The following is a 13137-nucleotide window of genomic DNA, read 5'->3' as shown; positions in this document are numbered from 1 at the left end:
AGGCCTGCAAGTCGGCTTCGTGATTCGAAACCATCCGGTAGCCCAGAGTGAGCACCGGATTAAATAGATGTCCCCTAAAGACTGCTTTTAAACCTGTGAGGAGGTCAAGACTAACAGTTGGATCAATAAGATATATCAGACACGTTTTTGATTAGTACATGCTCTTGATCATATCAATACTGGGTTTGAGAGTACGACGCCAGGTTGCTTCCAGCTCTGGTGAAAACTGAGGGTCATGACGAGCCAGGGTTTCCATCAAGGCATCCTGCCAAAGGCTGTAATACATCGGGTTGATATTCATTTCAGTGCGGCTATGGCTCTTTCCCAGCGCCCGGATTTTGGTGTCTGACATGCCACGGGAATGCATCACCAGCCACAATATGCCACTGCGCAGCAAAGCGCGTTGGGCTTCCATGTTGGTGTTTTTGAAAATCTCCCGAATGTCGTGTGACTTGCCAATGAAAATGTCGTAAAAGTCTTCAAAGAAGACAATGTTGTTGCAGCTACGGCCGTAGCTTTGAAACACGATGTCCGCATCGCTCATATATAAAACTCCTAGGTGTCTGCGCTACCTGGCTGCCCACACTCGGATTCGAGTGCAGGTTTTCTGTTGAGATGCTTCTCTATGTGGAAGCTTTTAGGGTCTGTATAGGAACGGCGACACTCGAAACGACTACTTAACGCTTTCTCCTGATAGCATTCCTTTGATCTTATTATCAGTATTGAGGCCACCAGACTCCGCTGGCGCTTGTCAGGCAGTGGCCCGCGCTGCTGACAAATCAATAGTTGCGTCGATAAATCGTCTTACAGACCGCAAGACTAAATCCGAAGCCGGGATCATAAAAGAACTTTTAGAATGGATAAAGTAACAAATAATTTCCACAAACAACTTGTTTTTCAAGTTGAAATAAGCAGGGGGTGTTGTTTGGTAGGTATTACGTGACAATTGTGACTCTGGATTAAAAATGACAATGTTTTGATTGGTATACCGATGTGTTTGTTGTCTGGAAAGTGGCCTGCCGGTACACACCAGCAGGCCGTATCGTTTGAAACACCTGATCAGAGTATCAGTCTTCCAGCAGTGAACGTAACATCCAGGCCGTTTGTTCATGCACGGTCAGACGTTGGGTTAACAGATCAGCTGTTGGCTCATCGTTGGCGGCACCAACCAGTTCATACAGGCTTCTGGCAGTACGGGCAGCAGATTCATGACCCTGAGCCAGAATGGCTACCATCTCCATCGCTTTGGGTGGAACAGCCGGAGCGTCCGGCAGTGAGGCCAGTTCGGCAAACTGGGCATAAGACCCCGGAGCCGCATGCCCGAGAGAGCGGATACGCTCCGCGATAGGATCAACGGCATTCCAGAGTTCGGTGTATTGCGTCATGAACATCACATGCAGGCTGTTGAACATTGGCCCGGTGACATTCCAGTGGAAGTTGTGAGTGGTCAAGTACAGAGTGTACGTGTCAGCCAGTAATCGTCCCAAACCTTCTGAAATGGCCTGACGATCGCTGTCACTGATGCCAATATTGATGCTCATAATGTTCTCCCTGGTGCAAACGGTAAAATAAGTGGGTACAACAAGTTCAGTTACAGTCATTGTTGCCTGACTGACAGCTCAATAATCATGAGTATGACAGAGTGACCCGTTCAAAATATTGATCAAGCTACCAAATTGGTTCAACTATTGAGTACATGACCTGCTTCAGGTGAAAGCTTATCTGGTCTGCAGCAGCTTTTGCCATCAATACCTGAGTGTCTGATCATTTCTGTACCACCATCATAACCATTCTGCCGCCTGGCTGAGCATTTGATTGTTTGTATCGGAGCAATACCTGGGCACTATCAGAATCAGGCCGGCTGCCAGGATGCCATCGCGGCAAAAAAATCACGGCGGCTACGATGACGTCTGACGGCTTGAAAAACAGCGCTCATTTCGGCTGATTGCAGTGAATAATAATGTAGCCACTGTTTCATCCGGTCGGTGAGTTGCTTGTCTTCCAGATGTTCAAGTCGTGCTGCCAGCTGATAGCACAGCGTCAGATAGTCTTGCCACTTCATTGCCTGATAGGGAATTCCCTGTTGTTGTGCCCTGATTTGCAGGCCCAGATCCGGCTTTGCGACCAGACCTCGACCAATCATTAATAGCCGTGACTGGCTCTGTTGTTGGCAGGCTTGTGCCTGGTCGGGTGTCCAGATCTCGCCATTGGCTAATACTGGAATGTCGAGGGCTTGCTTGATCTTCGCAATCCATTGCCACCACGCTGGTGGCTTGTAGCCTTCGGTTTTGGTGCGGGCATGAACGGTGAGCCATTGGATACCGGCTGAGGCCAATGCCTGGGCATTGTCAACGGCCAGGGTCTTGTCGGTATAACCCAGGCGCATCTTGGCACTGACGGGGATATGATCCGGTACTGCGTCGCGTACGGCCCGGGTGATGGCATACAGGCGTTCAGTATACTGCAGCAACACGGCACCTCCCTGACTGCGGTTGACAGTTTTGGCTGGACAGCCAAAGTTAAGGTCAATAGCGGGTGCTCCAAGTGCAGCGACCCGTGCCGCATTGGCGGCCATCAACTCAGGGTCACTACCCAATAGTTGAATATGTACCGGTGTACCTGCCAGTGTTTTTCCACCCTGGGCCAGTTCCGGACAATATTTCAAAAAGACTCGATTGGGTAATACCGTTTGGCTAACGCGAATAAATTCCGTTACGCAGTGATCAATACCTCCTACGGCCGTTAATATTTCCCGTAAATGGAAATCCATTAATCCCTCCATGGGTGCTAACGCAATATAAAGGGAACTGTCGGGGTCAAATGGCAACATGGTGGAACTCGCTGGAGAGGAAGGGCATTGGCTAGAAATTGGACGCGAATTGATCATTGTCTGGTGTTAGCGTCAAGTTTTTTGCCCTCTACTTTGGCCGTATATCACGGTGGAATGTGTCAATTTGACTATTTGTCCAGGCTATAGTCGATATAGATTTCAGAAATACTACTGATATCAGTAGCTTGGAGCCTCAATTTGGAGGTTGTCTGCCGTTTTGCGCAATCTGGCGCAGTTGAAAGCGTTAGTCCTTTTAAAGTAGTCTTATTCGGTTATTCCCACTATAAACACGGGTTATTCTGGTGAGAATTTATGGGAAAACACGTCGCTGTCCGTAAAAATTATTACTAAATAGGAGCCGCTTGCATGTCTGAGCCAGGACTCGTCACGCAAGGTTTGGAATTGATGTTTTTTGGTATGGGTACGGTATTTGTCTTTTTGACAATGCTGGTATTTGTTACCGGATTCATGTCCAAGCTGGTAAATAAATATGCTCCCGAGGAAGTGGTTGTGCCGACACCGGCAAAAAAACGACCCCAGCCTCAGGGAGTGGATCCGCAATTGCTGAAAGTACTGTCAGCAGCGGTCAAGGAACATCGTGCACGCCAAAAGTAGTGCACGAATCATAATAACCAAAACGTTAACAACGTTATCGGAAGAAAAGGCCATCATCCATGACCGATTCTAAAAAACTCGGAATCACCGACGTCGTGTTACGCGACGCGCACCAATCCATTCTGGCGACCCGCATGCGTATCGACGATATGCTGCCGATTGCTGAAAAACTCGATCAGGTCGGTTACTGGTCGCTGGAATCCTGGGGGGGTGCAACATTTGACTCTTGTATTCGTTTTCTGGGAGAAGACCCCTGGGATCGCATTCGCGAATTCAAGAAAGCCATGCCCAAAACGCCGCATCAAATGCTGCTACGGGGGCAAAACCTGCTGGGCTATCGCCACTACGCTGATGATGTGGTCGAAAAATTTGTTGAGCGGGCAGCGACCAACGGAGTGGATGTGTTCCGTGTCTTTGACGCGATGAACGATCCACGCAACCTGGAAACCGCTCTCAAGGCAGTCAAAAAGCAAGGCAAACATGCGCAGGGGACCTTGTCCTATACAACCAGCCCCGTCCACACCATGGAATCATGGGTCAGTCTTGCCAAGCAAATCGAAGACATGGGCGCCGATTCCATTGCGATCAAGGATATGGCCGGGGTACTGACGCCCTATACTGCCTTTGAATTGGTGAGCAAGCTGAAAGCCCAGACGGATCTGGAAGTTCAGCTGCATGCCCATGCAACCTCCGGTTTGTCGGATATGACGATCCTGAAAGCCGTGGAAGCCGGTATTGACCGCGTGGATACCGCCATCTCTTCCATGTCCATGACCTATGGTCATACCGCGACAGAATCCGTTGTAGCGGCATTGGCTGGCACTGAGCGTGATACCGGTATCGACCTGTTGTTGCTGGAAGAAATTGCCGCGTACTTTCGTGCTGTGCGTAAAAAATACGCCAGGTTCGAAGGCGCTCTCAAAGGCACCGACAGCCGGATTCTGGTTGCTCAGGTGCCCGGTGGCATGCTGACCAATATGGAAAACCAGTTGCGCGAACAGGGTGCTGCGGACAAGTTTGACGAGGTATTGGCCGAAATACCACGAGTGCGTGAGGATTTGGGCTTTATTCCTCTGGTAACACCGACATCCCAGATTGTCGGGACGCAGGCGGTTTTGAATGTACTGACGGGTGAGCGTTACAAGTCCATTTCAAAAGAAACCCAAGGTATTCTGAAAGGGGAATATGGTGCAGCTCCGGCACCGATGAATGCCGAGTTGCAGGCCAAGGTACTGGATGGCAAGGAAGTGATTACCTGTCGCCCTGCAGACCTGATTGAAAACGAGATGGACAAGGTGATCGCCAACGTCGACAAGCTGGCCGCTGACAAGGGTATTACCTTGGCAGCCGACAAGATTGATGACGCGCTGACTTATGCCATGTTCCCTCAGATTGCGCCAAAATTCCTCGAAAATCGTGGCAATCCGGATGCATTTGAACCGGTTCCAAAAGGTGATGCAGAAGATACCTTCACCATTTCCGTTGATGGTAACGATTATGTGGTGAAAGTGGATGATGGTGGCGATGTTACGCATCTGGCCGCAGTTAATGGAGCGCCGCTGAGTATGGGTGGTGCTGCATCAACAGCGGGTGAGGTTGCGGCATCCGGTGACGGTGATCCTGTCTGTGCGCCTTTGTCTGGCAATGTCTGGAAGGTGTTGGTTGATACTGGCGATCAGGTGGAAGAAGGCGATGTTGTCGTGATTCTGGAAGCCATGAAGATGGAAACCGAAGTGCGTGCTCCTCGAGCAGGTACGGTGACCGGTGTTTCAGCCAAAGAAGGTGTGTCAGTGAAAGTGGGCGACACTCTGTACAACCTCGCGTAAGGAGTGCCTGAATGGAAAGCTTGATTAACCTGTGGCATGACAGCGGCTTGTATCAGATGGAGCTTGGCCAGGGTGCCATGATCCTGATTGGTTGCTTGCTGCTGTTTTTGGCCATACATCCAAAGTTTCAGTTTGAGCCATTACTACTGCTACCAATCGCGGTGGGGACCATTTTTGTCAATATTCCCGGGGCTGGTTTTTATGCGCCGCCGGTATTTGATGCGCATGGTCACCTGGATGCTCCGGCAGGTCTGTTGTACTACATCTACCATGCCGGTATTGAAACCGGGCTGTTTCCGCTACTGATCTTTATGGGTGTCGGGGCAATGACGGATTTTGGTCCGTTGCTGGCTAACCCGAAAACCCTGTTGCTTGGTGCTGCGGCCCAGTTTGGTATTTTTGGTACCCTGTTTGGGGCTGCCTTCTTTACGGATATCGGGGTGATGGACTTCACCATGCAGCAGGCTTCTGCGATCGGTATTATTGGTGGTGCGGATGGGCCAACCTCGATCTTTATTGCATCGAAGCTGGCACCTGAGTTATTGGGTGCGATTGCCGTGGCAGCGTACTCTTATATGGCTCTGGTTCCGATGATCCAGCCACCGATCATGAAGGCACTGACCTCAGTGGAAGAGCGTAAAATCCAGATGGTGCAATTACGCACAGTCAGCAAGGCCGAGAAGATTATCTTCCCTATTACCTTGTTGGTTCTGGTTGCCTTGTTGCTTCCTTCTGCAGCTCCTTTACTGGGTATGTTCTGCTTCGGTAATCTGATGAAGGAGTCTGGTGTGGTGGATCGTCTCAGTGATACTGCCCAGAATGCCTTGATCAACGTGGTGACTATCTTTTTGGGGTTGGGTGTCGGCTCAAAGATGAGCGCAGACAAGTTCCTGAATCTGGATACCCTGAGCATTCTGGTATTGGGCATGCTGGCATTCTGTGTTGGTACTGCTACCGGTGTTGTGATGGCCAAAATCATGAACAAGGTATCCAAGGATCCAATCAATCCACTGATTGGTTCTGCAGGGGTATCAGCAGTACCGATGGCGGCGCGAGTCTCCAACAAGGTAGGACTGGAAGCTAATCCCCAGAACTTTCTGTTGATGCATGCCATGGGTCCGAACGTTGCTGGTGTGATCGGCTCGGCGGTGGCTGCTGGTGTGATGATCAGCTACTTTGGTGCATAACCGGTCAGTATGATGTTGCTCGGTTGAGTACCACAAAAAACGGCGCTTCGGCGCCGTTTTTTGTGCATCGCAATTACCAGCAGAGGGCGGTCGTACCGGTTACTCCGTTATGGGCTTCCAGGCCTTTGTTTCCTGCCTGGTTGTAGGTCAGGATGCCACAGGCCCAGTCTTCCTGATTGGCGGTTGGTGTTGCCTTGAGCGTGAAAGCATGGGTTTCAAGATCAGAGCTGATGGTGTAACTGTCGCTGACACCACTGATACAGCTGTTGCTTGGTGTATCACCCGTATAGGCCGTTGCTGCGGCATAACGTTTTTCCAGCGACTGGGATACTTCCAGTAAGCAGGAAGCCGCCGCGTTACGGTTGGTTTTGACGACATAGTTGTTGTAGCTGGGAATACCAACAACAAACAAAATACCAATAATCGTTATGGTGACCATCAGTTCGATCAGAGTAACGCCGCGGCTAGCGGCGTATTGGGCGTTATTCATCAAGCAGCTCCCTCCAGCCAGACCAGCCTTGGTTACCAGTGGTGAATGTAAATGCATTGTCGATCCCCAGATCGGTAGTGGTGTTTTCGCTACTGTGCCCCTGTAATGTGATGGTATCGCCAATCACAACAACAGTCGGTGTGTATGCCGTACCTGTTCCTATATTGATATTGCTGCCATCCACGGTGGCATCGTTATGCAATACATTGCTCGGAAACAGGCCAGTGTCGAGATCATACAAGTAGTAATAAGCATCACAGCTCTCTTCGGTATCCCGTTGCAGAGGGAGGAAAATCACACTGGCTGCAATTTCAACCTGGTCGGTAATGGTAACGTCGTCTTCCAGTAGCTGGATATGCTCATAGTTGTTGCTGTGATCGGTTTCCTTGGTGTAGCTGGTACCGCTGTCATCCCAGTAGCCAGACTCACCTACCATGCTGATCCAGTCGGATTGCCAGCTGGTTTCTGCGGCGGGCAAGCGGAAGACTTTCATACGTTCTGTGGTTTGGGCCACCAGATAATCATCTCCGGCTAACGTGGCAGATTGTAACCAGAGCACACTTTTTTCCACAGTGGATGAGGTGCCCACGTTACCTACCTTGGACCAGGATGGGCTGTTTTTCAGTGAGTCATTATTAACGACCAAAGCGCTGTAGACATTACCTTCGTTATCACCAAACGAGACTTCAATATTTTGTTTGTTGCTGCTGCCATCACTGCTGTAGTACTGGTAAGCCAGCGGCAGGGAAGTGATTTGGCTGGTTTTGGATGATACGTCATACACTTTTTGAGAGGCGCCTGAAGTCAGCTCTTGCACGACTATGTCGGTACTGTTGGTGACATAGAGGGCATATTGTTTATCATTATTGGTAAATGTGATGGGGCGGTGAGGGTTGTCGCCGCCGCTTTCTTCAACCCAGAGTACGCTGCTGAGCCCGCCACTGGAGCTCAGCTTGAGGGCATAGTGAAGGGCTCCACCTTTGGCTGACCCAACCACAATATCATCACCAATCGTGGCAATTTGACCTTCCATATAGTGTTGGGTGTAAAAACTGCTGTAATCATCCAGGTAGGAAACCAGAGGTCGAGGCATAAAGCCCCACTGGAGTTCGCCGCTACTACTGTCAATGGCGTAGACAAAACCATCATCGGTATGAAAAATAACCAGATCACCGAGTATCACAGGCTGAGTAGTATAGGGGGCTCCGATCCATGAACCTGAATCCCGGTCGCCCAGATAATCGCCATCTGCATAATTGGGGGTGATGGTGTAATTTATGATTGTTTCTGTGGTCAAATCCGACAGAGTCCCAAAGGCAGCATCGTCCAGGTTGGCAAATTTCACCAGGTTGCCAGAAGCATCCGTTGACCAGAGACGTTCTTCACGCAGGTCGGTGGTCATTTGGTCGTTGGCATCCCAGCTTGCGGTGCTGCTGGTGCCACTGGAAGTAAGCGGAAAGGCCATCAGGTGGCCGGTAATACCGGTACCGTAATAGTCTGATGTTGTGTCCATTGTCAGGCTGTCTGTCGAGGAGACATCGGTTGTATCATCGGTCTGATAAGGAATATACGACAGATCACCAATATTGGAGGACGGGTTGACTGCAGGAGATGCGAGACTGTAGATGCCGTCATTTGGTGTTACCGATTCAGCTGCCGAATCAATATACAGTTCCGTAAACATACCGGTATTTTGGTAAGCATATTCCACGCCCGAATTGTTTCCTACCTGGATATCGGATGCCAAGGCCTCTCCGACAAAGTAGGTTCCAGAGTTGGCTTTTATTTCAAGAGTGCCGTCATCAACATAGATACCCGCAGCAACCTGAGCCTGGTCATTAATTGTAAAATCACCGGTGTATACGGATATATATAGGCGTTCTGGGTATTGTATGTCATCACGCTCATCTGGATTACCAGGTTCACAACCGGCGACATTGATACAAGCGCCGTTACCTATGATGGATGTGCCATCATACAAGTACAGCTTTACAACGCCGCTGCCATCACCTGCTGCACTGCCATCCTCTTCTGTCATGGCGACCTCGATGGTTACTCGGTCGGCCAAGTACATCTTGTTAATATAGTAGCTACCAGGTTCAAAATAGATAACATCAGTGTTGGATATATTCAGGTAGTTGATACGGTAAGGAGTCTCGGGTGTTGTGACGGCATAGTTAAAATAAATTTCTCCCTGGCTACCGGTACCTCCTTCTATTTCCTGCCATTCACTGCCCTGTCGGTTATCAAATACAGCGGTATAGGTACTGCCGCTGTTTTGAATGCTAAGGAGATAACTGGCTACCTCATCGTCTGGGGTGTTATAACCAATATCTGTGGTGCAAGGCGAAGTACCATTGACGCAAAACTGGGTTTTGCTGTTATCAAGACGATACCAGTTGCTCGGGTATTGAAAGGTATCACCACTATTTTTGTATCTGAAAATAGAAGAACTACTGGTGGTTAAAAAAGTGGGCAGGGTCAGATGATCCAGTGTTGTATCGCTGGCGGTCAGGCCACAATCCGTTTTACTCGGATCTGCCTGGTAAAGATCGTCGCTGACAACGTTAACATTGGAACTGCCTGAAAAGGTGACCTGACAGGTTTTAGAATCTCCCTCTGAGCCAATGCTGATGGTGCCATCTTCCAGCACAGAAAAGGCAGCGCCTCCGACGGAGGTTGAGGTCGTCGGATAGCAGGCTCCGGCCAGTGACTGATGAGTAAAAGAAGCAAGTACACACAAATGAGCAAGATATTGAAGTGATTTCATCGGTAAGGCTCCTAGTGCAGGATGCTGTAAACGGCTTGTAACCGCACACGAGTGGATGGTTGAGAACCGTAGCCTGCAACAGTGATGGTAAAACGGTCAGCCTGATAAGCAGCCCCAGTACTGCCTATGCTGTTGGAGTAACCCTCGGCATCGGTGCTGGAGTAGCAAGGGCTGGATGTATCGGTATCGTTGTCGAAGCCGATCATAAAACGTGGCGATTGGGATAAATTCAGGGCAGACAGTGCTGTTTTTGTGCTGCTGTCATATTCATACAGGCTGACCGAATCATCGTCATCCCACTGGGCACTTTGAGTCAGCCAAGGGGTGGAGGTATCACAATCGGCGGTGCCTGCACCGTCATCGGAAATGGTGAGGGTTTGATACAGGCCGTTTTTTACACCAAACGTTGTGTCGATTTCTCCGTTCTCAACCAGTGTGGTGACGTATTGCTTGGCCTGGGTCAGGGTATATTCTGCTGCCTGGAATGCCCGATTGCGGTCTTCGTTATTGGATGCCATACGGATTTCCAATGTGGTGGATTGCACCGCTGAAATACCCGTAATGGTCAGTATTAACAGGAGAACAATACTGATAATAAGCGCGGACCCGGATTGGTGGGGTCGGGGGGATATCGCTGCTGTTTGCTGCCGAAGGGCCACTGCCTTGTGGAATAACATCTTGCTATACCTTTATTGCTCTGTCAGATGAATGACTTTATGTATTACTGACGCGACTGCGAATCGCGACAACAAAATTACTGCTACGGCGAATTTTTCGATCTGTTGGCGTTATGTCTTCCAGGAGATCGTCTTTATCGCGCTGGTAAAACTGATACGGTGTTGGCGTTTCGGTGACGTTATCTTCCAGACTTTCTGCTAACAGGCTGACCCGTACACTGATAACCTGATCCCATTGGCTGGTTGAGATATCGGCGGCGGTTTTATAATCGTCCGGATATCCGTCACTATTGGTGTCTACGGCATATTCCAGTTGCATATCAGCAATCCCTTCGACGATTTCATAGGTTTCCGCGCTGCCTTCATCTGTATTGCGTACAAACAGGGCGCTGTTACCGTCTTCGTTGGTGCCGACGTAATAACTGGTGGTACGGACCTTGATAACCGATGAGCCGACCGGATAAGCATAAGGGAAGCTACTGGTTGCATTGCCTGGTGTTGTACTGCCACCGGCATCATGTACGGTTTCGCCGGTACTGTCGGTATAACTGGTGACCTGGAAAATCGATGCGGTTCGGCAGTCGGTAATAACGACAATATCCCCGGTACCAAAAGGAGTTGGATCCATGACAGTGGTGCTGAGGACTGCAGTGCTACTGTCCATGGCACTTTCCAGTTTGGCACCTGTACCGTAGGAGCCTCGTACTACCAGTACGTCGGTTCCATCTTTGACCTTGCTCGAAAATTCGCTTGGGAGGTTGTCTTCGGTGTTGTCATAACCCCGGACAATAGTGTCGAACTGTTGGTCAAAATCAGTGGCATTGTTCAATACGTTGTTGACCGCATCGATACTGCTGAGACAGGAATAACCTGAACCCGCCATGCGGATTTCCCTGGACAAGTAGTCGTAGGAAATGCGGACATTCTCTTGTAAGCGCGACATGGCATCGTTGGTCCGGTAGACCGCCTGATTACTCTGGAATACTGAAAAAACCCCAGCGATTATGACTGCGTCCAATACCAGGACAATCATCAGCTCAACAAGAGAAAAGCCGTGTGTTTTTCCGACTGTTACCGTTTCAAATCTCATAATACTGCGACCATATTGATGGTGAGTGTGCGGCCATCGTCTTTGTCGTCATCGTCACCGCTGTTATCGCTGATGACCGAAACGTCATCCCAGCTGATACTGACGTTGCAGGTCGTGGTCGCTACCGTGCTGTCAGTGGTGCAAGAAACAACCCCGGCTCCATTGGGCAAGGTACGGCTGATTTCACTTTTCCAGTCCAGCAGGTCTGTAGCCGCCAGGGTGTCATCGGTCGTACTGGTTGTTGCGGTGTTGTAGTTGTCACTGGCCGCTCCCTGGCTGTTTGAACGCAGGCGCTCGAACATGTCGTAGACCAGAATGCCGGCTTGGGAACGCAGATAGGCAGCGTTGTTTTCTTGTAAGGCCCGGGTTTGTAGTCCGGCCAGTCCGAGCAGGCCAATGGACACAATCACGATAGATACCAGTACTTCAATCAGTCCAAAGCCGGACTGTCGGTAAGGTACGGGTTCGACGGAATGCAGTGTTGAAAACATACCTGTCTCCATCAGCAGTTGGTTTTTTGGGTGGCAGTAATACTGGGGCGGCCACCGGAGGATATTTCGATTTCGCGGGCATTGACTTCGGCAGGTGCTTGCTCGGAACAAATAACAATCTCGCCGGGGGTATTGTTGATATTTCCATCAGCCTTGTAGCGAATGACCTTGCTGAAGCTTGTATCCGGATAAATCTTGACGTTGGAAGCCGCGTCGGCGTATTTGATGATTTCTTCGCTATTGTCTGACGCCAGCGTACCGTCGCCATTGGTATCCTGGAAGGTGATCCAGCCATCGCTCCAGGAGGTGGAGTTACAACTGGTCTGGTCGTTACTGGGGCATAGTGCGACATGGGTATTACGTTTGACCGCTTCAGTGCGGGCAAGAACCAGAGCTCCCATAAACCGATTGGTCTCGGCTGTCAGTTCTGAGCGGCTCATAAAGCTGGTGAGGGATGGCACCGCGGCGAACATAACGATGGCAAATACAGCAAGGGTGATCATCAACTCAATCAGGGTGAAGCCTGATGAATGGTGGCCAGACGTGTATGTAGCCGGGAGGGCATGTGAAGACATAATCATGGTTCATACTCCTTTTCAAACCATTCACTCCAGCCGTAGGTGGCTGATGGCGGGGAATATGCCATGTCTCTGTATGGCTGGCAAACTCACTCCCAAATATAAAGATAGGTATTGTTCGTGGGCTTGATGACACAAGTTGACCCTATATCCAGGGCAGGCATGACGAGCGGTGATTATTCTGGTGACAGTAATTCAAGGATTTGTTTTATCTGGTCCTAAAATGTTGGGTTGAGTGTAGGTTTTGTTAGAACTGTCACTTTGTTTATTTATCTTATATCGATCCTGGCTGAGGCTTGTTTTTAGGGATAACGTGGAAAATGCTTAAAAAGAAGACAAGCGGCTGTGAATAAAAGACAAGCGGCTGTAAATAAAAGATAAGTGGTTGTGAATAAAAGGGCGGTTTACTGGAGTTTTTAGCCTGGTGTGCTTGATGCGGTGGTTGTGCAGATTCCATTGCCTGTTATTGCAATATGGTCCATCGGGTATGAAGAGGGAGTAGAAAGGGGGACATCTATTTAATCCTGCACGGCTCTGCGCGAGTGTTGCCGTTGTTCAGGGCAAGGCGACGAATGCAGCGAAA

The 13137-nt window shown here is 49.7% G+C and carries 12 protein-coding genes and 1 pseudogene; 3 read left to right on the top strand and 10 right to left on the bottom strand.

Features of this window, described 5'->3' with window-relative positions; translation table 11 throughout:
• Window positions 1–151: 151 nt before the first annotated feature.
• The 3 genes from Q4551_RS15700 to Q4551_RS15690 form a co-directional block, all read right to left on the bottom strand.
• Window positions 152–544 carry a globin gene (locus Q4551_RS15700; protein WP_303434835.1) on the bottom strand — a complete coding sequence of 131 codons (393 nt, stop codon included), beginning with the start codon at window positions 542–544 and terminating at the stop codon, window positions 152–154.
• Window positions 545–1067: 523 nt separating this feature from the next.
• Window positions 1068–1541, bottom strand: a complete 474-nt coding sequence (locus Q4551_RS15695; RefSeq protein WP_303434834.1) for a Dps family protein — start codon at window positions 1539–1541, stop codon at window positions 1068–1070.
• A gap of 311 nt (window positions 1542–1852) precedes the next feature.
• The gene (locus Q4551_RS15690; RefSeq protein ID WP_303434833.1) at window positions 1853–2770 is read right to left on the bottom strand and encodes a tRNA-dihydrouridine synthase; all 918 of its coding nucleotides are present in this window, start codon (window positions 2768–2770) and stop codon (window positions 1853–1855) included.
• Window positions 2771–3196: 426 nt separating this feature from the next.
• Here Q4551_RS15690 and Q4551_RS15685 point away from each other — a divergent pair, with 426 nt between their 5' ends.
• From Q4551_RS15685 to Q4551_RS15675, 3 genes are read left to right on the top strand one after another with little or no spacing between them, the layout of a single operon-like run.
• Window positions 3197–3445, top strand: coding sequence for an OadG family protein (locus tag Q4551_RS15685; RefSeq protein ID WP_303434832.1), 249 nt, complete (start codon window positions 3197–3199; stop codon window positions 3443–3445).
• Window positions 3446–3504: 59 nt separating this feature from the next.
• Complete coding sequence (oadA, locus tag Q4551_RS15680; protein WP_303434831.1) at window positions 3505–5271, top strand: sodium-extruding oxaloacetate decarboxylase subunit alpha; 1767 nt, start codon at window positions 3505–3507, stop codon at window positions 5269–5271.
• A gap of 11 nt (window positions 5272–5282) precedes the next feature.
• Entirely contained in the window at window positions 5283–6458 is a 1176-nt protein-coding gene (locus Q4551_RS15675) for a sodium ion-translocating decarboxylase subunit beta (protein ID WP_303434830.1), read from the top strand.
• Between the two features lie 73 nt (window positions 6459–6531).
• On the opposite strand, the gene Q4551_RS15670 is transcribed toward Q4551_RS15675, so the two are convergent.
• From Q4551_RS15670 to Q4551_RS15645, 7 genes and pseudogenes are all read right to left on the bottom strand, one after another.
• Window positions 6532–6948, bottom strand: a complete 417-nt coding sequence (locus Q4551_RS15670; RefSeq protein WP_303434829.1) for a type IV pilin protein — start codon at window positions 6946–6948, stop codon at window positions 6532–6534.
• Window positions 6941–9718 (bottom strand): hypothetical protein, encoded by a 2778-nt coding sequence (locus Q4551_RS15665; protein WP_303434828.1) that lies wholly within the window; start codon window positions 9716–9718, stop codon window positions 6941–6943. The genes Q4551_RS15670 and Q4551_RS15665 overlap by 8 nt, the downstream gene beginning before the upstream one ends.
• A gap of 11 nt (window positions 9719–9729) precedes the next feature.
• The gene (locus tag Q4551_RS15660; RefSeq protein WP_303434827.1) at window positions 9730–10395 is read right to left on the bottom strand and encodes a PilX N-terminal domain-containing pilus assembly protein; all 666 of its coding nucleotides are present in this window, start codon (window positions 10393–10395) and stop codon (window positions 9730–9732) included.
• A 37-nt stretch (window positions 10396–10432) separates the two neighbouring features.
• Window positions 10433–11338 (bottom strand): PilW family protein, encoded by a 906-nt coding sequence (locus Q4551_RS15655; protein ID WP_303434826.1) that lies wholly within the window; start codon window positions 11336–11338, stop codon window positions 10433–10435.
• 54 nt (window positions 11339–11392) lie between these two features.
• Window positions 11393–11485 (bottom strand): annotated as a pseudogene (locus Q4551_RS16270) (prepilin-type N-terminal cleavage/methylation domain-containing protein); the annotation flags it as partial.
• A complete protein-coding gene (pilV, locus tag Q4551_RS15650; RefSeq protein WP_303434824.1) occupies window positions 11482–11976 on the bottom strand; it encodes a type IV pilus modification protein PilV in 495 nt (164 codons plus the stop codon). The pseudogene Q4551_RS16270 and the gene pilV, both read right to left, overlap by 4 nt.
• 11 nt (window positions 11977–11987) lie before the next feature.
• Complete coding sequence (locus Q4551_RS15645) at window positions 11988–12557, bottom strand: GspH/FimT family pseudopilin (protein ID WP_303434823.1); 570 nt, start codon at window positions 12555–12557, stop codon at window positions 11988–11990.
• Window positions 12558–13137: the final 580 nt, after the last annotated feature.

This window comes from Oceanobacter sp. 5_MG-2023 (genome assembly GCF_030548165.1).
GTDB lineage: Bacteria > Pseudomonadota > Gammaproteobacteria > Pseudomonadales > Oceanobacteraceae > Oceanobacter.
Note: the sequence above shows the minus strand (reverse complement) of the source record. Positions and strands in the feature narration are given on the sequence as shown.